At 67.4% G+C, this 20,222-nt stretch carries 17 protein-coding genes; 4 read left to right on the top strand and 13 right to left on the bottom strand.

What is annotated here, in order from left to right; genetic code table 11:
* Positions 1-3 precede the first annotated feature (3 nt).
* Both ACYP5B_RS07695 and ACYP5B_RS07690 read right to left on the bottom strand, forming a co-directional pair.
* Positions 4-2,352 carry a cytochrome P450 gene (locus ACYP5B_RS07695; RefSeq protein ID WP_459569187.1) on the bottom strand — a complete coding sequence of 783 codons (2,349 nt, stop codon included), beginning with the start codon at positions 2,350-2,352 and terminating at the stop codon, positions 4-6.
* A 55-nt stretch (positions 2,353-2,407) separates the two neighbouring features.
* Positions 2,408-3,394, bottom strand: coding sequence for a Bug family tripartite tricarboxylate transporter substrate binding protein (locus ACYP5B_RS07690; protein WP_400093171.1), 987 nt, complete (start codon positions 3,392-3,394; stop codon positions 2,408-2,410).
* A 151-nt stretch (positions 3,395-3,545) separates the two neighbouring features.
* Here ACYP5B_RS07690 and ACYP5B_RS07685 point away from each other — a divergent pair, with 151 nt between their 5' ends.
* A complete protein-coding gene (locus tag ACYP5B_RS07685; protein ID WP_400093170.1) occupies positions 3,546-4,427 on the top strand; it encodes an IclR family transcriptional regulator in 882 nt (293 codons plus the stop codon).
* 34 nt (positions 4,428-4,461) lie between these two features.
* Here ACYP5B_RS07685 and ACYP5B_RS07680 read toward each other — a convergent pair whose 3' ends face one another.
* Both ACYP5B_RS07680 and ACYP5B_RS07675 read right to left on the bottom strand, forming a co-directional pair.
* Positions 4,462-5,361 carry a recombination-associated protein RdgC gene (locus ACYP5B_RS07680; RefSeq protein WP_318230829.1) on the bottom strand — a complete coding sequence of 300 codons (900 nt, stop codon included), beginning with the start codon at positions 5,359-5,361 and terminating at the stop codon, positions 4,462-4,464.
* A 150-nt stretch (positions 5,362-5,511) separates the two neighbouring features.
* On the bottom strand, positions 5,512-6,093 hold the full coding sequence (locus ACYP5B_RS07675) for a BPSL1445 family SYLF domain-containing lipoprotein (RefSeq protein ID WP_267604455.1): 582 nt from the start codon (positions 6,091-6,093) through the stop codon (positions 5,512-5,514).
* Positions 6,094-6,399: 306 nt separating this feature from the next.
* Here ACYP5B_RS07675 and ACYP5B_RS07670 point away from each other — a divergent pair, with 306 nt between their 5' ends.
* Both ACYP5B_RS07670 and ACYP5B_RS07665 read left to right on the top strand, forming a co-directional pair.
* Entirely contained in the window at positions 6,400-6,798 is a 399-nt protein-coding gene (locus tag ACYP5B_RS07670; protein ID WP_400093167.1) for a hypothetical protein, read from the top strand.
* 140 nt (positions 6,799-6,938) lie between these two features.
* The gene (locus ACYP5B_RS07665; protein WP_144409844.1) at positions 6,939-7,187 is read left to right on the top strand and encodes a DUF6388 family protein; all 249 of its coding nucleotides are present in this window, start codon (positions 6,939-6,941) and stop codon (positions 7,185-7,187) included.
* 5 nt (positions 7,188-7,192) lie between these two features.
* Here ACYP5B_RS07665 and ACYP5B_RS07660 read toward each other — a convergent pair whose 3' ends face one another.
* The 5 genes from ACYP5B_RS07660 to ACYP5B_RS07640 form a co-directional block, all read right to left on the bottom strand.
* Positions 7,193-8,812 carry an MFS transporter gene (locus tag ACYP5B_RS07660; RefSeq protein WP_459569186.1) on the bottom strand — a complete coding sequence of 540 codons (1,620 nt, stop codon included), beginning with the start codon at positions 8,810-8,812 and terminating at the stop codon, positions 7,193-7,195.
* Positions 8,813-8,837: 25 nt separating this feature from the next.
* A complete protein-coding gene (locus tag ACYP5B_RS07655) occupies positions 8,838-10,250 on the bottom strand; it encodes an FAD-containing oxidoreductase (RefSeq protein ID WP_459569185.1) in 1,413 nt (470 codons plus the stop codon).
* A gap of 71 nt (positions 10,251-10,321) precedes the next feature.
* Positions 10,322-11,155 (bottom strand): aldo/keto reductase, encoded by an 834-nt coding sequence (locus ACYP5B_RS07650; RefSeq protein WP_400093161.1) that lies wholly within the window; start codon positions 11,153-11,155, stop codon positions 10,322-10,324.
* A gap of 132 nt (positions 11,156-11,287) precedes the next feature.
* Positions 11,288-12,679 carry a GntP family permease gene (locus tag ACYP5B_RS07645; protein ID WP_459569184.1) on the bottom strand — a complete coding sequence of 464 codons (1,392 nt, stop codon included), beginning with the start codon at positions 12,677-12,679 and terminating at the stop codon, positions 11,288-11,290.
* A gap of 141 nt (positions 12,680-12,820) precedes the next feature.
* Entirely contained in the window at positions 12,821-13,213 is a 393-nt protein-coding gene (locus ACYP5B_RS07640; protein ID WP_267604449.1) for a tautomerase family protein, read from the bottom strand.
* A 171-nt stretch (positions 13,214-13,384) separates the two neighbouring features.
* Here ACYP5B_RS07640 and ACYP5B_RS07635 point away from each other — a divergent pair, with 171 nt between their 5' ends.
* Complete coding sequence (locus tag ACYP5B_RS07635) at positions 13,385-14,275, top strand: LysR family transcriptional regulator (protein WP_459569183.1); 891 nt, start codon at positions 13,385-13,387, stop codon at positions 14,273-14,275.
* 177 nt (positions 14,276-14,452) lie between these two features.
* Here ACYP5B_RS07635 and ACYP5B_RS07630 read toward each other — a convergent pair whose 3' ends face one another.
* The 4 genes from ACYP5B_RS07630 to ACYP5B_RS07615 all read right to left on the bottom strand — a co-directional run bounded on the left by ACYP5B_RS07630 (position 14,453) and on the right by ACYP5B_RS07615 (position 19,817).
* A complete protein-coding gene (locus tag ACYP5B_RS07630) occupies positions 14,453-15,139 on the bottom strand; it encodes a Fe2+-dependent dioxygenase (protein ID WP_459569182.1) in 687 nt (228 codons plus the stop codon).
* A 112-nt stretch (positions 15,140-15,251) separates the two neighbouring features.
* Entirely contained in the window at positions 15,252-17,489 is a 2,238-nt protein-coding gene (locus tag ACYP5B_RS07625) for a TonB-dependent receptor (RefSeq protein ID WP_459569181.1), read from the bottom strand.
* Positions 17,490-17,843: 354 nt separating this feature from the next.
* The gene (locus ACYP5B_RS07620) at positions 17,844-18,827 is read right to left on the bottom strand and encodes a Bug family tripartite tricarboxylate transporter substrate binding protein (RefSeq protein ID WP_459569180.1); all 984 of its coding nucleotides are present in this window, start codon (positions 18,825-18,827) and stop codon (positions 17,844-17,846) included.
* 87 nt (positions 18,828-18,914) lie between these two features.
* A complete protein-coding gene (locus ACYP5B_RS07615; protein ID WP_459569179.1) occupies positions 18,915-19,817 on the bottom strand; it encodes a LysR substrate-binding domain-containing protein in 903 nt (300 codons plus the stop codon).
* Between the last annotated feature and the right edge of the window lie 405 nt (positions 19,818-20,222).

Raw genomic sequence — 20,222 nt, 5'->3', positions numbered from 1 at the left:
CGCTCATAGCTCCAGCACGATCCGCTGGCATTTCGCGCGCGAGCAGCAGCTCATCATCTTGCTGTTGGCCTGCCGCTCCGCGCGCGTGAGCACCACGTCGCGGTGGTCGATTTCGCCGGCCAGCACGCGCACCTCGCACGAGCCGCACAGGCCTTCCTCGCAATCGCTCTGCATGTCGATGTTGGCGGCGCGCAGCGCGGCCAGCAGCGTCTGGCCCGGGGCGACCGTGACGACGATGCCGGAGTCCTTCAGCTCGGCTTCGAATGCTTGCTCCTGGCCGGGATCCAGCGTGGCCAGCGCGGACTCGAAATGCTCGATGCGCAGCGCATCGCCGGGCCAGCCGGCGCAATGCACCTGCAGCGCTGCGAGCATGCGCGCGGGGCCGCAGGCGTAGATCTGCGTATCCGCTTCGGGCTGCCCGAGCAGGCTGGCGAAATCGTTGCGCCGTCCTTCATCCTTGGCGTAGACCTGCAGGCGATCGCCATGCAGCGCGATGAGCTCGTCGAGCAGCGCCATGGACGCGCGCGAGCGCCCGCTGTAGTGCAAGGCGTAGTCCATGCCGAGCGCCTTCGCGCGGCGGGCCATGGCGCTGACGGGCGTGATGCCGATGCCCCCGGCGATCAGGATCAGCTTGCCCGCGGCCTCATCCAGCCGGAAGTGATTGCGCGGGCCGCGGATCTTGAGCCGGTCGCCGGCCTTGACGCCGTCATGCACCCACGCGGAGCCGCCGCGGCCATGCGCCTCCCGCAGCACGGCGATCTCCAGCGCGCCGCTGTCGTCCGGGTCGCCGCATAGCGAGTATTGCCGCGACAGACCGGTGTCGCCGCATTCCACGTCGATATGCGAGCCCGGCGCCCAGCGCGGCATCGGCTGGCCATCGGGCGACACCAGCCGCAGCCGCACGATGCCCTCGGCCGCTTGCGTCGCGCTGGCCACCACCACCGGCCGGCTGATTGCATGCCCCAAAGGTTCGCCGATGCGCACCGGCACCTGTACATCCAGCAGCGCGGGGTTGGCGCGCTCGGGGTTTTGCTTCGGGTCCCATTCCACCCACACGTGCTCGGGCCCGCGGAACGAGGTGTTCGGCACGTAGGTGAATTGCTGCTCGGCCAGGCGCATATGGGGCAGGCGCCGCGTGAGTTCCTCCAGGAAGACCTGCATCTCCATGCGCGCCAGGTTCTTGCCCATGCACTGGTGAGCGCCGTAGCCGAAGGTGAGCTGGTCGCTGGCGTTCTCGCGGCGGATGTCGAAGAGGTCCGCATCGGCGAAGTGCCGCTCGTCGTGATTGGCCGAGGACGTCACGATCAGCAGCTTGGAGCCGGCGGGAATGTCCACGCCTCCAACCTGCACGTCGCGCGTGGCCAGGCGCCGCCACGCGGCCACCGAGCCGTTGTGCCGCAGGCATTCCTCCACCGCGTTGGGGATCAGGGCGGGGTCCTCGCAGATCTCCTGCCATGCGCGCGGATGCTGCAGCAGCAGCTTCATGGCATTGGCCGTGGCGTTGGCGGTGGTTTCATGCGCGGCGACGATGCCGGCCATCATCATCGAGTGCAGGTAGGAGTCGGTGACGATCTGCGGATACTCCACCTGCTTGCGGATGCCGTAGCGCATCCAGCCCGGGCCGGAGGGGTCCTGCCGCATCTTGTCGAGGATCTTGCCGGCCAGCTGCCAGAAGTTGCCCACGGCGTGCGCGACTTCTACCTGCTCTTGCGGGTTCGGCCGTCCCCAGGTGTTGACCGTATGCGCGATGGAGTATTTGCGCAGCAGGTCCATGTCTTCCTCGGGCACGCCGAGAAAATGCAGCGCCACGGTCAGCGGTACTTCCCACAGCATCTGGTCGACCAGGTCGGCGCGGCCGTCGTCGACAAAGCGGTCGACGTAGTCGCGCGCGAGCTTGCGCACCATGGGCTCGTGATGCTTGAGTTCCGCGGGCGTGAACGGCGCCATCAGCACACGGCGGCGCGGCATGTGAGCGGGCTCGTCTTCGTTGACCAGCGTGCGGTTCATCGCGTAGCCGTAGGACGCCAGCACGGCGTTGGCCTGCGGCCCCGTCGGCGTGATCTTCTCCAGCGCGATGGACGGGCTGAAGGTGAGGTTGTCGCGGAAGATCGCCTTGATGTCCTCGTAGCGCGTCACCACCCAGTAGCCCAGCTTGGGGCTGTAGAAGACCGGCTCCTGCTCGCGCGCCCAGCGCACGTACTCGGGCGGGTCCTGCTGGTAGCCATCCTCGAAGGGATCGAAGCCGGCGGCGCCCGGGCTGACCGGGCAGCCGGTGGGCGAGCGCTGCGCCGCCAGCAAGCTATGGTCAACGGGACATCCCGAGGCGTGTGGATTGGGGGTGGCGTTGGCCATGCTTGTTGCTCCATGTATTCGTTTGCGGGGATCCTGGTTCGCGACGCCGCTGCCGTTACTCCAGCGTGATTTTCAGGTCGCGGATCAGCTTGTGCCAGCGCGTGGTCTCGCTGCGCAGCAGTTCGGCGTATTGCGCGGGCGTGTTGCCGACCGGTTCCACGCCGAAGTCCACCAGCCGCTTGTTGACGGCCGGGTCATTGATGGCGGCCACCACCTGCTTGTTCAGCGTGGCGACGATCTCCGGCTTTGTGGCGGCCGGCACCACCATGCCCACCAGCGCGGCGGCATCCACGTTCTTGTAGCCCGCCTCGGCAAAGGTCGGCACGTCCGGCAACTGGGGCAGGCGGGTCGCGTTGGCCACGGCCAGCGCCTTGACCTTGCCCCCCTTGATGAAGCCCGCGCCCGCGGCCAGGTCGACCATCATGGCCGGGACCTGGCCGCCGGCCACGTCGGCGAGTGCGGGCGCCGCGCCACGATAGGGCGCGTGGACCATGTTCAGCCCGGCTTCCACCTTGAGCAGTTCCATCGCGAGATGATGCGGGCTGCCGGCGCCGGCCGAGGCGTAGTCGATGCCGCCCGGTTTGGACCTGGCGCGGGCGACGAACTCCTGCACGGTGTTGACGTTCATGCCCGGGCCCACCACCAGGATCATCGGGAAGCGGCCTAGCAAGGTGACCGGCGCCAGGTCCTTGACCGGGTTGTAGGAAAGGGTTTTGTACAGCGCGGGGTTGAACACCAGCGTGCCGTTGTCCGCCGACAGCACCGTGTAGCCGTCCGCCGGCGCGCGCGCGGTTTCCGCGGCGCCGATCGCGGTGTTGCCACCCGGCTTGTTGTCCACCAGCACGGGCTGGCCCAGCCGGGTCGAGAGGGCCTGGCCGATGGAGCGCGCGAGGAAATCCGAGCCCCCGCCGGCGGCGTAGGGCACGATCCAGCGCACCGGCTTGGTGGGGAAGGCGGGTTCGGCGGCAGCGGTTGCCGCCAGCATGGGGAGGGCGGCCAGGCCCAGGCCTGCGGCGATGCATTTGCGGATGGTGATCATCATCTTGTCTCCTGTTCCCGTTTCGTTGCCGGTAGAGGCGTGGCGCCCTCCGGTGTCGTTATGCGTAAATGATATACGCATTGCGTAATATGGCGATGCGGGTTAACGTGGATTTGATGCCGTCGCGCCTTGCACGGCACTAGAATCTCCGCCCATGAAGACACGAATCGACCCAAGCGCCTCAAGCGCCTCAAGTGACTCAGCCGATACCGCAACACCCGCCGAGCCGCCGGCGCGCGAGCGCCGCCAGCGCGTGCAATCGGCGCAGACCGGCATGACGGTGCTCAAGGGGCTGGCCAACCTGGGCGGGCGTGCCAGCCTGACCGCGCTGGCCGCGCATATCGGCGAGAGCCCGGCCAAGGTGCACCGCTACCTGGCCAGCCTGATCGATGAGGGGCTGGTGGCGCAGGAGTCGGTGTCGCAGCAGTATTTCCTGGGCGTGGAGGCCATGCTGATCGGCCTGGCGGCGATGCGGCAGGTCGATCCGATCCGGATCGCCGAGCCGTCGCTGATCCGCCTGCGCGAAAGCCTGGACGTGACCTGCTTTGTGGCGGTGATGGGCAACAAGGGCCCGACCATCGTGCGCTTCGAGGAGCCGGGGCTGCCCGTGACGGTCAATGTGCGGGTAGGGTCGGTGATGCCGATGCTGTGGTCGGCCACGGGCCGCGCCCTGCTGGGCTTGCTGGACGAGCCGCGCGTGCGCGCAATGGCGGAAGAAGAACTCGCGGCGGCGCCGGCGGACCTGCGCGCGCAACTGGATCGCGATGACCCCATCGGCGCACTGCGGCGCGAAGTGCAGGCCGCCGGGTGCGCGGTGGTGCGCGATACCAACCTGAAGGGCATCAGCGCCGTGGCGGCGCCGCTGTATGACTACACGGGCCGCATCTGCGCGGTGCTCACCGCGCTGGGCGCCACCGGCGGCTTCGATGCGTCGATGGATGGGCCGATCGCCGTGGCCGTGCGCCATGAGGCGCAGGTCGCCAGCGGATTGCTGGGCTACGGCGCGGCGCCGCCGCCGGGCGGCGGCGCCGTTTGAAGGCAGGCCGGGCAGCTCTGGCCGGCCCGCTGGCTCACAGCTTGCGTTCGCCGCCGAGCGCGGCCGTCAGGTCCGACAGCAGGTTGGCCAGTTCGCCGGCCATCATGGTGAAGTCGCCGTCAAAGCGTTCTTCGTCGTCGCGGGCGCTGGGGTCGGCCTGTTCCTTGATCACGTCCAGCGGGGCCACGCGCTTGATGGTCAGCGATTCGGTGAGCACGAAGGACACGCGGTCGTTCCAGGTCATCGCCAGGCGCGTGCAGCGCTTGCCGGCGGCAATGTGGCGGCGCAGGTCCTCGGCATCCAGCGGATGCCGCACATAGCGCACCGTCGCCTTGCTCTCGGCGCTGGATTGCAGCTCCATTTCCTGGTCCAGGGTGAAGCCGGCCGGGGCCGTGTCGGTGGCCAGCCAGTCGGTCATGGCGGTGACCGGCGACTGGTTCACATGCAGGTTGTCCAGCGGCAGCGGGTCGATGGCCTTGAACAGCAGGCCGCGCACTTCATCGGCCTTGGCCGGGGCGGCCGCGTCGATGGCGAGCCAGCCGTTGACCGGGTCGATCCACACGCGAGTGTCGCGGCGGATGCTGAATGCGCGCGGCAGCAGTTCTTCGGTGATCTGCTCCTTGAGCTCGCGCATCTGCTTGCGGCCCGGCTTGAAGCCTTGCTGCTCTTCCAGCTCCACGGCGCGCGCCTTGGTGACCTGGTTGACCACCGTGGACGGCAGCAGCTTCTTTTCGGTGCGCATGGTCAGCAGCAACTGCTTGCCGACCTGGTGGACGAGCGCGCCGTTGTCACGCGGCGAGGCCCAGCCCTGGGTTTGCATCTCCAGGCTGGTGCCAGGGAAAAATGCGTGGCGCGCCAGGCATTCCTCGACCTCTTCGGCGGCGAGGGACCACGGTGCGGACAGACGGTGCAGCTGGAGATTCTTGAACCACATGTGAATTCGGCCAAAGGGACGGATTCTAGCCGGTTAGCGTGGCGCATGCGGTAACAATGCGTGAGTGGGTGTGGACAATGGGAAACGACAGGGGCCGGGCTGCTTTCGCAACCCAGCCCCTGTGCGAGCCTGCAGGCGCCTTGCGCGGCTTTACATGTCGAGCCTGGTGATCTTCGAGCCTTCCAGCGACAGGCCGGCCATCAAGCCTGCGTTGGTCACCACGAAGCCGACGATCGGTTGCTGGGCGGTATTGGTGTCCAGCACGCCGTTCGCGCCGATCTTGGCCAGCGCCACGGTGGCGTCCACGCCGGCGGTCCAGCCCTGGCTGGCGACGAACTTGTCGAGCGCGTCCTGGGTCATGAACATCAGGATGATGGCCTTGGACTGCGCGCCGATCTGCCAGCCGACCGAGCCCGAGATGATGCGGTAGTAGCCGCGGTTGGCGCCGCCGGCGCGCAGCGCGCCGTCGCCATACTCGCCGCCAACGACGAAGCCCGCCGAGAGTGTGTTGGGGAAGACCAGGATGCCGCGCGCCCGGTTAGCCAGTTCGCGCGAGCCGCTTGCCGTGGCATACAGCTTGTTGAGGGCGCCGTCGACGCCGCCGTCGATTTCCCGACGCTTGGCGGACTTGTCCGTCGGCGTGTCGGGCGTGGTGGTACAGGCACCCAGCCCCAGGCCTGCGCTTGCCAGCACCAGTCCAGCTCCTACCGTCAAAAACGATCTGCGTTCCATGCTCACTCTCCTGATTGTTTTACCTCACACTGCACCGGTACCCCGGAGCCATCAACACCCCCTGTGCTCAAGGATAGGCGTAATCGGCACTTGTAGAAACTGTGAATGCAGCTAACCGGGTCATGGGGTTTCCGCGAATGCCGTTGGGCCTCCCCCCGTTTCTGTAAAATATACAAAGCATGTCCGGGGAAAGCTGTAGGACGGAGACTGCATTTTTGAGCGTGGCTGTCCTACATGGCGGCCGCGAGCTTGGCGTGCGTATCCGACAGCGCAGGAACCCCGCCGCATGTCGCTGGTCCATGCAACATGAAATCCGTTCTCGCTCTCATCCCCGTCACGCTGCTGGCAGCAGCCTGCGCCTCGCGCGCGCCCGCCGATCCGCAAGCCGTCAGTGAAGCCACCGAGCAGTGGCAATCTCTACGCGCTGCCTACACCACGTGCGCCAAGGACCAGGCCGATGCCGGCATGGCCGGCAGCGCCTCTGCGCAGGATCTCACCAATGCGGCGCTCAAGGCGTGCCGGCCCCGGCTCGACGCCATGCGCGCGGCGTTTCGCGATTACCTGGACGCACAGATGGTGTCCTCGCATGGCCGCGATGGCGCGCGCCAGGCCGCCGATCGCGTGAGCCAGGATACCGAAGCCAAGACCCGCAGCTATCTGATCCGCTATGTCGAGCGGGAGCGCTATACCGCCAAGCTGCAATAACGCAGTGAGGCCTGCGTGGGGGCTCCGGTTTGGGGCTCCGGCACGGCTGTGGTGTAATGGGCGGGCGCTGGTGCGCATTCCTGCCGCGGACCTGTCGCGCCCCACCCACCTTGCACCCACACTATTGCGGTCCCCTGCTGATGACTCTCTCCCCCGAACGCTTGCAACTGGCCCATGAGCGTTTTCTCGCCGACAACCCCGAAGTGGTGGCGCTGCTCAAGGTCATCACCCCGCGCCACGCGCGCGCTGTCGGCATGAGCGTGGAAGCCTTCCAGCTCTCGGAGCTGGAGCGCGCGATTGGCCGCGAAGCCAGGCTCCGGCGCCTCACTGTCGAGGAGTTGCTGCTGGTGTACCTGGGCGAGCGCGCGGCGCCGGCGCCACGGCGCTAGATGCGCTAGCTGCCGGCGCCGGTCTTGCCGCGCGCCGGGCTCAGGAAAACCCAGGCGCATGCCGCCCCGCTAGCAGCCAGCAGCGCCGACAGCAGCATGACCCAGCGAAAGCCTGCCACGAAGGCGCCGTCCACCGCTTGCCGGACGGCCGCTTTCGCCTGCGGGTCCGTGGCCGCCGGCAGCGCGATGGCGGCGAGCTTCGCGCGTTGCGCCTGCACGGCCCGCGCCACCTGCGCCGACACCGCTCCGCTCGCCACCGACTGGCCAAGCGAGCGGTCCAGCCGGTAGTCGAACACGCGCACCATCACGATCCCCAGCACGGCAATCGCCAGCAGCGTGGCCACGCGTGCCGCCGCGTTGTTGATGCCGGACGCGGTGCCGGCCGAGCCCGGCGGCACCGCGTTCATGACCGTGGTGGTCAGTGGCGCCACGCTGATCGTCATGCCCGCGCCGAGCACCAGCACCGCGGGAAAGAAGGTCAGCCAGTAGCTGCCGCCGCTGGCGCCGGCCGTGGGCAATGCAAACAGCGCGAAACCCGCTGCCGCAACCAGCGGGCCCACGATCAGCGGCTTGCGCGCACCATGCCGGTCCACCAGCCCGCCGGCCCAGCCGGACAGCAGGAACATCAGCAGGATGAACGGCAGCAGGGCGGCGCCGGCCTGCGTCGACGAATAGCCCTGCACCTGGATCAGATTGAGCGGGAAGAAAAACAGGCCGCCGCCAAGTGCCGCGTAAAGCAGCAAGGTGAGCAGGTTGGCGCCCAGGAAAGCGGGCGAGCGGAACAGCGCGGGCGGCATGACCGGGTTGGCCACGCGCGCCTCCACCAGCACGAACAGGCCGAGCGCAACGAGGCCGGCGGCAAGCGGCATCCATACGGCTGGATGGCCCCAGCCCAGCGCCGGCGACTCGATCAGGCCGTAGACCAGGCTGCCCAGCCCCAGCGCGGCGAGCAGGCTGCCAGGCCAGTCGAGTCCCCCGGCTTGCTGCGGTGCGCGGCTTTCCGGCACGCGCCAGAACACGATGGCCAGCACCGCCACCGCCAGCGGCAGGTTGACCAGGAAGGCCGCGCGCCACGACAGATGCTCGATCAGCCAGCCGCCCAACACGGGCCCGAGTGCGGTGGTCATGGCGGTGGCGCCGGACCAGGTGCCGATGGCCTTGCCGCGCCGGCTCGCATCGAACGAGGCCGACAGCAGCGCCAGGCTGCCTGGCACCAGCAGCGCAGCGCCCACGCCCTGCACCGCCCGCGCTGCGACCAGGTGGCCGATGTTGCCGACCAGGCCGCACCAAGCCGAGCTGGCCGCGAAGATCGCCACACCCAGCGCAAAGACGCGGCGGCGGCCAAAGCGGTCCCCGGAGGCGCCGCCCACCAGCAGCAACGCCGCCAGTAGCAAGGCATAGGCTTCCACCGCCCACTGCATGCCGCTCAGGCTGGCGTCGAAGTCCTTTTGCAGCGCGGGCAGGGCCACGTTGACCACGGTGCCATCGATAAAGGCCATGCTGGACGCCAGGATGGTGGCAGCCAGCACCCACGGCTCGTCGGCCCGGGCGCAGGGTGGCCCGCCGGGGCCGGCCCGCAGCATTGCGTCGTCGCACGGGCCCTGGGCCAGCGGCGTGGTGGACATGTTCAGCGCTGGCTGTGCGGGCCGCTCACGCCGCCGCCGGCCTGGCCGGCTCCAGCGGATGCAGTTCGCCCAGCATGGTCGGGATCAGCTCGGACACCGTGGGGTGGATATGCATGGCGCGCTGGACCATGGTGTATGGCGCGCACGCATACATCGCGTCGAGGATGCAATGGATCACCTCGTCGCCGCCCACGCCCAGCACCGCCGCGCCAAGGATCTCGCGGCTGTCGGCATCGACCAGGATCTTCATGAATCCTTGCGTTTCGCCTTTTTCCACCGCGCGGCCAACCCGCGTCATTGGCCGCATGCCCACCAGCACATTGCGCCCGGACCGCCGCGCCTCGGCCTCGTTCATGCCGACGCGCCCTAGTGGCGGATCGGTGTAGAGCGCATAGGCGGGGATGCGGTCGCCGAGCGTGCGGGGCGGCTCGCCGGACGCCGCGTCCAGCAGGTTGGCTGCGACGATCTCGAAGTCGTTGTAGGCGGTATGGGTAAAGGCGCCGCGCCCGTTGCAGTCGCCCATGGCCCAGATGCCGGGCACATTGGTGCGCAACTGCTCGTCCACCTGGATATAGCCACGCGCATCCACGGCGACGCCGGCGCGGTCCAGGCCAAGGTCGTCGGTATTGGGCCGCCGGCCCACCGCCAGCAGCACGTGCGAGCCGACGATCTCAGGCGCGCCTCGCGCGCAATCCATCTTCACCACGACCTCCCCGCCGCGCTGCTCCAGCGCGATGCACTCGGCGTCCAGGCGCAGCTCGATGCCCTCGGCGGCGAGGATGTCGCGAACGGCATCGGACACATCGGGATCCTCTCGCTCGATCAGGCGCGGGCCGCGTTGCACGATGGTGACCTCGCTGCCGAAGCGGCGAAACATCTGGCCGAACTCCAGCCCGATATAGCTGCCGCCCACCACCAGCAGGTGCCGCGGCAGCGTGTCCACGCGCATCATGCCGGCGTTGGTCAGGTAGTCGACCTGTTCCAGCCCGGGCATCGGCGGGGCGGCGGCGCGCCCGCCGACGTTGATGAAGATCTTGCCGGCCCGCAGCAGGGTGTCGTTCACGCGCACGGTGTCCGGGCCCTCGAAGCACGCGTGGCCGAGATAGACGGTGCCATGTTCCAGCGTGCGCACCCACGTTTCCACGCCGTGCGTGGACTTGCCAACCACGCCGTCCTTGCGCGCCTTGACGCGCGCCATATCCACCGTCACCGGCCCGGTGGGCACCACGCCATAGTCGGCGCCACGCCGGGCCAGCTGAGCCGCGTAGGCGCTCGCCACCATGGTCTTGGTGGGGATGCAGCCGGTGTTGACGCAGGTCCCGCCGAACGACTGGCGCTCGATCACGGCCACCTTCTGGCCGGCCGCGCTCAGGCGCGCCGCCAGCGGGGGGCCGGCCTGGCCGGTGCCGATGATGATGGCGTCGTAGTCGATGGTCATGGCGGCGGCTCCTGGGCTGGCATGGACGCAACGGGGCGGTGCCGGCTGCGCGCCGGCCGCGGCTCACAACATCACAGCATTGCCAGCGGGCGCGGGCCGTCCGGTGGCGGGAAGGCAGCGTCCAGCTCGGCCAGTTGCTGCGCGCAGAGTTGCAGCGCGAGCGCGCCGTGGTTCTCGCGCAGGCGCTCGCGATGGCTGGTCTTGGGAATCGCGATGACGCTCTGCTGCGCCAGCAGCCAGGCCAGCACCGCCTGCACCGGGCTGATGCCATGCTTCTCGGCAAAGCGCGCAAGCCGGGGATTGCGCAGCAGCGTGGCCTGCTCGATCGGCGAATAAGCCATCAGGGGAACGCCATGCTCACGCAGCCAGGGCAGCAAGTCCCACTCGATGCCGCGCCGCGTGAGGTTGTAGAGCAACTGGTTGGCCGCCACCTCTTTGCCGCCGGGCACGCGCCACAGCGCGCGCATATCGTCCAGGTCGAGGTTGCTGACGCCGAAGTGCCGGATCTTGCCCGCCTTGCGCAGCGCCATGAAGGCTTCCATGGTCTCTGCCAGCGGCACGCCGCCGCGCCAGTGCAACAGGTACAGGTCGAGGCGGTCGGTGCCCAGGCGGCGCAGGCTGCGCTCGCAGGCGGCCACCGCGCTGGTGCGCCCGGCGTTGTGCGGGTACACCTTGCTGACCAGGAAGACCTCGTCGCGCCGCCCGGCGATGGCTTCGCCCACCAGTTCCTCGGAGCGGCCATCGCCATACATCTCGGCGGTGTCGATCAGGGTCAGGCCAAGATCCAGCCCGAGGCGTAGCGTGGCGAGCTCTTCCGCGCGCGCGGCGGGCTGATCGCCCATGTTCCAGGTGCCCATGCCGAGCGCGGCAACGCTTTCGCCGCCGGGCAAACTCACGGTTTTCATGCGGTGTTCCGGTGGGAAGTGCAGGGTGGGGCAGCCGGCATATGGCGCATAAAACACATGCGCACCACCGGCTACCCACTCACACTAGGTAAGGACGGCGCGATCCACAAGGTGCGGCGCGCGCCGCCGTGTTCAGACCAGGCCGGTCACGTAGTAGACCGTGATCACGAAGAACACGGCCAGCGTCTTGATGGCGGTCACCGCGAAAATGTCGCGGTAGGACTCCCGGTGCGTGAGGCCCGTAACGGCCAGCAAGGTGATCACGGCGCCGTTGTGCGGCAGCGTATCCATGCCGCCGCTGGCCATCGACACCACGCGGTGCAGCACGTCGAGCGGGATGCCGGCGGCCTGCGCGCCGTGGATGAAGGTGTCCGACATGGCGGCCAGCGCAATGCTCATGCCGCCCGAGGCCGAACCCGTGATGCCGGCCAGCGTGCTGACCGAGACGGCGGCATTGACGAGCGGGTTGGGGATGCTCTTGAGCGCGTCGCTGACGACCAGGAAGCCGGGCAGGGCGGCGATCACGCCACCGAAGCCATATTCCGAGGCGGTATTCATGGCGGCCAGCAGCGCGCCGCCGATGGCGCTCTTGCTGCCCTCGGCAAAGCGCTCGCGCACCGCGCCGAATGCGGTCGCCAGCACCACCACGATGCCCAGCAGCAGCGCCGCCTCCACCGCCCAGATCGCGGTCACGGTGGCGATCTGCGTCTGCACGGGCTTGGCCAGCCCGGGCAGCGACACGCTGTAGCTGCTGCCGTACCACTGCGGGATCATGCGCGTAAAGACGAAGTTGGCCACGCCCACCACCACCAGCGGCAGCAGCGCCAGCGCCGGATGCGGCAGGTGGCCGGTCTGGCTGCGCTCCGGCTCGTTGCGCAACGCAGTGCCGTAGCCCTCGCCACGCGCCATGGCCGCGCGGCGGCGCCACTCCAGGTAGGACAGGCCCACCCCGATGATGAACAACGAGCCGAGCAGGCCCAGCACCGGCGCGGCCCAGGTCGTGGTCTTGAAGAAGGTGGTGGGGATGATGTTCTGGATCTGCGGCGTGCCCGGCAGCGAATCCATGGTGAACGAGAACGCGCCCAGCGCAATGGCGCCCGGCATCAGCCGCTTGGGGATGTTGCTCTGCCGGTAAAGCTCCGCCGCGAAGGGATAGACGGCGAACACCACCACGAACAGCGAGACGCCGCCATAGGTCAGCAGCGCGCAGACGGTGACGATCACCGCATTGGCCCGCGAGCGGCCGATATAGCGGATGGCGGCGGCCACGATGGACTCCGAGAAGCCCGACAGCTCGATCACCTTGCCGAACAGGGCGCCCAGCAGGAAGACCGGGAAATACAGTTTGACGAAGCCGACCATCTTCTCCATGAAGATGCCGGAGAAGACCGGCGCCACGGCGGCGGGCTCGGTCAGCAGGACGGCGCCGAGCGCGGCCACCGGGGCGAACAGGATGACGCTGTATCCACGGTAGGCCGCGAACATCAGGAAGGCCAGGGCGGCCAGGACGATCAGGAAGGACATCGGTTCTCCTTGTGGTTCTTCCGCGCGCGCGGCGCTTGTGGCACCGCGCGCGGCAGATCAGGTGCCGACTTTGCCACAGCTTGCTGCGCTGCGACAATGTCCTGCCTCAAAGGCTGGTCGTTGTCCCGGCCTGGCGCGGGCTCAGCCGTGGTGGTAGCGGTACTCTTGTGTCAGGCCGCCGTAGCCGTAGGTGGCCGCACGCGCATCCACCACGTGGATGTACGAGACCGGATGGACGTTGCCGATCAGCTCCGACAAGGCTTCGAACACGGCCTTCAGGTACTGCGCCTTCTCGGCCTTGGTGTTGGTTTCGTCCGTCACGCTGATGTCGAGGTGGAACGCATTGCGGCCCTGCTCCGAGAGTGGCTCGCCGCCGATGATCCAGGCGTCGTGGTCGATGTACTGCACGCAGACGGCGATGACCTCCGGCTTCTTGCCGAGCACGCGCTGGGTCAGCTCGGCCACGGCGGCGGCGCTGCGGCGGGTCAGCGATGCGTTGGGCTTGCCGGAGATCTGCAGGTTGATGTGGGGCATGACGGGCTCCTTGGTCTTTGCGGTTTCACTTGGTTCGCCGGGTTTGATCCAGCGGGTTAGTGATGCCAGTCTAGGCTTTTGTCTGCCATCGGAAAAACGGGAATTTGCGATACTATCCATCGTTAATACCGAAATAAGCCGAAGCAAGCCGAACCATGATGGGAGCCCGCCATGCGCGCACTTGAGCTCGATCAGCTACGCACCTTCGTGACCGTGGCGGACGCCGGCAGCCTGTCCGCTGCGGCGCCCCGCTTGTACCTGTCGCAGTCCTCGGTGAGCGAGCAACTGCGCAAGCTGGAGGAGCGCGCCGGCGTGCCGCTGCTCACGCGCGGCAAGCAGGGCGCGGCGCCGACACCGGCAGGCGTACGCTTGCTCGAGCATGCGAGGCGCATCCTGGCGCTGTCCGAGCTGGCGCTGCAAGACCTGCGCGGCCACACGCTGGATGGCGAGCTGCGGCTCGCGGTGACGGATTACTTCCGGCCGGGCGAGATTGCCGGCATGCTGCGCGGGCTGCGCGAGCGCTATCCCTACCTCCGGCTGCACGTACAGGTGACGAAAAGCAGCGTCATCGATGCGGGGATGCACACCGATGATTTCGATATCGGCTTGTCGATGCGCTTGCCGGGCAAGGGGGCAGGCCAGCAAGCTGGCGCCAAAGGCGCGCGTGGCACCGTGCTGCGCCGCGAGGCGCTGGCGTGGGTCGCGGCGCAAGGCGAGGCGGAGCGCGTGAGCGGCCCGCTGCCACTGGTGCTGCTGCCCGATACCTGCTCGCTGCATCAGTTCGTGGTGCAGATGCTGCGGCGCCGGCGCCTGGACCACGTGATTGCGCATTCCGCCTCGGGCGTGGCTGGCCTGCATCTGGCGCTGGCTGCCGGGCTTGGCATCTCGTGCCTGAACGAGTCGGCGATCGGGCCGGGGGTAACGCGCATCGACGCGGCTACGCTGGCCAGGCTCAAGCTGCCTGCCTTGCCCACCGCGGAATTCTTCCTGCTGCCTGCCCGGGCCGGGGAGGCAGCGCTGGTCGGGAAGGCCAGGGCGGCGCTGGCGGAGCAGTTTGCTTAGCCGGGCGGCGCCAGTTTCCTCCGACCACGGCCGTCAGCATTAAAGACAAGGCGTGCCGAAAGGGGCGAAGAAATTAGCGAGCGGTCCATGGCGGGTCCGAGGAGCGCAGCCGTACATGGGTACGGCGAGCACCACAGGGCTCGCCATGGGCCGCGCAGTAGATTTATTCGTCCCCTTTCAGGTCTCGGTCCACTGCCGCAGCAGGTTGTGGTAGCAACCTACCAGCGAGCGCCGCGCACCATCGTCGGCGCCGGTCTGGTTGAGCTTCTGGATGGCGTTGTCGAGGTCGAACAGCAGCGCGCGCTGCGCGTCGTCGCGCACCAGGCTCTGGATCCAGAAGAAGCTGGCCACGCGCGTGCCGCGCGTGATCGGCGTGACCTGGTGCAGGCTGGTGGCGGGGTAGATCACCATGTCGCCGGCTTCCAGCTTGACGCTGTGGGTGCCATAGGTGTCTTCCACCTGCAGCTCGCCGCCGTCGTAGCTGGCGGGGTCGCTGAGGAACAGCGTGGCCGAGATATCGGTGCGCAGCTTGCGGCCATTGTGCGGATGAATGCGCACGCTGCCATCCACATGCGCGCCGAAGGTCATGCCCTCGCTGTAGCGGTTGAACATCGGCGGGTAGACGATATTGGGCAGCGCCGCGCTGATGAACAGCGGATTGCGCTCGAGCACGCTCACGATCAGCTGCTGGCACTGTAGCGCCACGTCGGAGCGCTCGTCGATCTGCTGGTTGACCTTGACCGGCGCGCCGGAGTAGCCGGCCGATACGCGGCCATTCACCCAGGCCTCGCCAGCCTGGTCGAGCTGCTGGCGCACGGCGGCGAGCTGCTCCGCGTTGAGGACCTTGGGAATGCAGACAAGCATGGCGATCTCGGCAGGGTTCGACGGGCGGCGCCGGGGGGGGGCTCCCGGGTCGCCGCGTGGCGTGAAGTGGCGTGACATGGGGTGATATGGCGTCACGCCACTTTACCTCAGCTTACATGCGGTAGACGACGGACAGCATCGCGGTGCGGCCGGTGCCCGGCACCGAGCGGCCGCCGTCCGACGGGATCAGTGCATCGAAATACTTCTTGTCGAACACGTTGAACAGGTTCAGGCGCACATCGTACTTGGGCTGGTGGTAGGCGATCATGCCGTCCCAGCGCACGTAGCCGCCCACCTGCACGGTGTCCGTGTTGTTGGCGTAGCGCTGCGACATATAGAAGGCGCCACCGCCCACTTCCCAGTTCGGCAGCACGGCGTAGCTGGTCCATGCCGTCGCGGTGTGCTTGGGCGTGTTGGCCGGCGTCATGCCCTGGGTGCCGGCGGCAATGCCGTTGACGATATCGGCGTCCAGGAAGGTGTAGCCGGCGAACACTTGCCACTTGCTGGTGATGCGCCCGGTGGCGCCGGCACGGAACCCGCGCACGCGGATCTTGCCGGCCAGCGAATAGGTGGTGGCGTCGATCTGGCTGCGCGCGTTGTCCTTGGTGATCTGGAACGCGGCCGAGGTCAGCGACAGGTCACCGCCCATCAGGTCCCATTTGCCGCCCACTTCATAGGACTTGTTCTTCTCCGGGTCCAGGTTCTGCTGGCCCACGGTGCCCACCAACTGCTCCAGCGACGGATTGAACGATGTGCCATACGACACGTAGTAGGACTGGGCCTCGGTCGGCTGCCAGATGCCACCCAGCCGCACGCTGGTGAAGTTGACGGTCTGGTCGGCGCTGGACAGCACGGTGCTGCCCCGCGTGTTGGTCGAGTTGACCGAATTGGAGATGCTGGCGAGGTACCGGTCGTAACGCAGGCCGGCCACCATCTTCCACTGCTTGCTGAACTCGACCGAGTCATTGATGTAGGCCGCCAGCGTATTGGCCGAGGCGCCCTGCCGGTTGCCGACCGCGCTCGGCGCGTTTGCCGGCGAGTTGCCATAGGTCGGGTTCACGAGCGGCTCGCAGGCTGCGTAGCCGCTGGTGCCGGCTGCCGCGGTGGCGGTCGCGGCGGCGTTCAGCGCCACGCCGTTGCAAACGCCGTTGCGGTAGTAGTTCTGGTTGTCATAGCCATCGTGGCCAATCTCGGCGCCAACCAGCACGGTGTGCTTGACCGGGCCGGTGTCGAACTTGGCGGTCAGCTCGGTCTGGTTGAAGATCGAGTAGTCGCGGATATGCCGGTCGTGGCTTTGCAGGCGTACCGACAGCGCATCCAGCGGCAGGCTGGTGGTGGTGAGGGCGGTGAAGCCCTTGGCGCCGACCGTGCCGACGGCGTTCGGCGCGGTCTCGCGCGCATTGGTGTTGACGTAGTTGAACTGGGTCTGGTTGCGCAGCCGCAGGTTGGGCGAGAACTTGTGGTCGACGGTGGCGTTGAGCGCGGCGACATCCTGGATGGTGCGGTCGTCATTGAAGCCGTAGGCCGTCTTGCGGTCGACGTTGACCGGATGCCCGTTGATCGCCGGGAAGCCATAGTCGGCCATGTCTTCGTTATGCTGCACCAGCGCCGACAGCGTGATCTCGGTGGGGGTGCCGATGCCCAGGCGCCAGGACGGCGCAAGGCCGAAATCCTTCACCGTCGTCTGGTCGCGCGTGCTTGCCTTGCCGTCCTGCGCCATCGCCGCGATGCGGAAGGCCGAGGTCTCACCCGTAGGCGTGTTGTAGTCGGCGGTGGCGCGCACCAGGCCGTTGGTGGTTACCGAGCCGGTGACTTCCGTGGCGGCCTTCAGCGACGGCTTCTTGGTGACCTGGTTGATCACGCCGCCGGTGGATCCACGCCCGAACAGCATCGACGAGGGCCCCATCAGCACTTCCACCGATTCCAGCGCGAAGACGTCGCGATAGTACTGGCCGCGGTCGCGGAACCCATCCAGATAGATGTCGGTGCGCGCGGAGAACCCGTTGAGGTTGATGTTGTTGCCGATCTGGCCGCCCTCGGCTGCGCCGATGGTGATGCCCGGCACATTACGCAGCGCATCCGCCAGCGAGGTGCCGCCCTGCGCGTCGATCAGCGCTTTGTTGACCACCGTCACCGATTGCGGGATGTCGCGCAGTTCCTCGGGCAGCTTGCTGACTGAATTCTTCACCGCGTTGTAGTCGTCGTTGGCACGGCCGCCTTGCACCACCACTTCCTGCAGCGTTGTCGCGGGCTGCCTGGCGGGGGCCGTGGCGACCGTCTGGGCCAGGGTGACAACGGGCGTTGCGAACAGCGCGAGCAGGGCAGTCGCGATCGGCGTGCGGCGATTCATGTCGTATCTCGGTTCCGGTGCGGCCGTGGGCACGAGCCGGCCGGAAGCGGCGAGAAGGTGCGCGTCTGGATCGGTTCGGCCAACGGCGGGAGGCAGTGTTATGGTTGGGCGAGCCGGAATATAAATGCGAATGATTTGCGTTGCAATTCGCGTTGTCTTTTCATCACAGACAATGCAGAACCGCTTCTAATGTCCTGGGTTAAAAACATTATTTGGCGCCAATGAAGCCAATTGTGCACATGGGTTATGCAAAAATACGCATAAAGCACATTTAAGAAATGAAACGAGCCCGTACATGACGGGCCCGATACAGACATTCACCGTCCCAGTCATGGGGACGGTCGAAAATATTTCTTATTCCGCTGTCATGTTGGCGTTCTTTGCGATACGGCCAAGGCGTTCGCGCTCCGACTTGATGAAGGCGATGAAGCTCTCCTGCGTGCCGCCGGCGGGTTCGATGCCGTTGGGAACCAACCGGTCGCGCGTCTCCTGCGTCTGCATGGCGGCGCTCATTTCGGCGTTCATCTTCTTGAGGATGGCGGGGTCCGTGCCCTTGGGCGCGAACACGCCGGCCCAGTGGCCGATGCGCACGTCCGGCATGCCTTGCTCGGCAGTGGTCGCGATGTTCGGCGCCGCGCTCATGCGCTTGTCCCAGGTCGCGCCCAGTGCCTTGAGCTTGCCGGCCTTGATGTTGGGCAGCACCACCACGCTGGCCTCGGAAGTCGCCGTGACCTGGTTGCCGATCACCGCGGTAATGCTCTCCGAGCCGCTCTTGTAGGGCACCACGGTCAGCACCGCGCCTTTTTCCTTGAGCATCTCCTCGACAAAGTGCGGCGTGCTGCCACTGCCGGCGGTGGCGAAGTTGGCGCCCGAAGGCTGCTTCTTGGAGTACTCGACCAGCTCCTTCAGGTTGTTCACCGGCAGGGACGGCGAGACCACGATCACGGACGGGCTCACCGCGACCAGGGAGACCGGCACCAGGTCGTCTGCCGCGTAGGGCATCTTGGCGCGGATCAGGCTGTTGGTGACAGTGCCAACGGCGCCGATCAGGAAGGTGTAGCCATCCGGCTTGGCCTTGGCCACGTAGTCCGCGCCCACCACGCCGCCAGCGCCCGGGCGATTCTCGATCATCACTGTCTGGCCGAGCCGCTTGCCAACCGCGTCGGCGGCCGCGCGCGCCACCAGGTCATTGGCGCCACCAGCGGTGAACGGCACGACGAACTTGATCACGTGGGTCGGCCAGGCATCGGCGGCCTGCGCGGGCATGGCGAAGCCGGCAGCGGCGAACAGGACGGGAACGGCGAGGGCCAGCGCGCGGCTGGTGGCGGGAATACGCATGGTTGTCTCCATTGGCTGTTTTGGGTGCAAGCAACGGATGATAACCAGCGAACCTGTCAATTCGCTGAACCCGCATTCGCTCCCCCGTTACTGGCTTTCCGCGCTCTGCTGCGCCAGCCAGTTGCGGAACGTCCGCGCTGCCGCGGCCTCCGCGCGGTCTTGCGGCCACACCGCGTAGTAGCCACCCCCCAGGCTCGCGCTCGCCTCGCAGGCGCGCACCAGCAGTCCCTCCTGCAGGCAGCGGTCGATCATGTGGCGCCACCCCAGGGCGATGCCCTGGCCTTCCATCGCGAGCTGCAGCAGGATCGGATATTGGTTGGCCACCAGCTTGTGCGGCGGCCGCGCGTCCGCCAGCCCGTTGTGGGCCAGCCAGGTCTGCCACGACATCCATTGGCGCTGCCCGTCTTCCAGCATCAGCAAGGTCTCGCCGGGGAGGTCGGCAGGCTCCAGCCGACGGCCGTCCAGGTAGTGCGGCGCGCAGACGGGAAACACGTCTTCGTCGTACAGGCGGCGTGATGCCAGTCCCGGCGGCGGGCCCTCGCGCAGGTAATACATGCCCACGTCGAACTCGGCGGGAGAGAGCGAGGCCAGGCTGTCGTTGACGAGCAGGCGCAGGTGGATGTCGGGATACGCGGCGCGGAAGGCTCCCAGCCTGGGCGTGAGCCAGAGCACGGCTACGCCGCTGGAGCAAGCCACGGTCAGCTCGCCATGGCCCTTGCGCTTCATCACGTCCTCGGTGGCTTCGGCGCAGGCCGACAGCAGGCGCTGCACCTCTTCGGCATAAGCCTGGCCGCTCACGGTCAGGCGCAGTGCGCGCGGCTCACGGATGAAGAGCTTCTTGCCAAGGAAGTGTTCGAGCTGCGCCACCTGGCGGCTGATGGCGCTTTGCGTCAGGTGAAGTTCGCTCGCGGCGCGGGTGAAGCTGCCATGCCGCATGGCCGACTCGAAGGCGACCAGGCAGGGCAGGGGCGGAAGGGGGGAGATACGCATGGCGGCGAGTGCAACGGTTTATCCGCCATGATAGTCCGGGGTGATGGCGAGAGGCTGGTCGCCCGCGCCAGGTTTGCTCCCCTCTCCCAATTGTGGGAGAGCAGCCGTGTCGAGTGGGGGCGGGGGAGAGGGCGGGTGTTGGATGTGGCGTTGGCTCTCGGATGCCTACTTGTTCACCATGCGTGCTGCTGCTCAAAAGCTCAACGGCTTAAAGTCAAAGGCAGTTTCACCTCCCCTGCGGGGAGGCGACCTACTTTCTTGTCTCGCCAAGAAAGTAGGCAAAGAAGGCGACCCGGATGCGGCGAAAGCCTCCTCGTCGGCAAGCCAAAAGAGCGGCCGGGACCCAAACTCACATCGCCTTAGGGCGATGCTCAGACATGGGTCCCTCTTTTCCGCGCCGCATAA

The organism is Cupriavidus sp. 8B (assembly GCF_054589115.1).
Note: the sequence above shows the minus strand (reverse complement) of the source record. Positions and strands in the feature narration are given on the sequence as shown.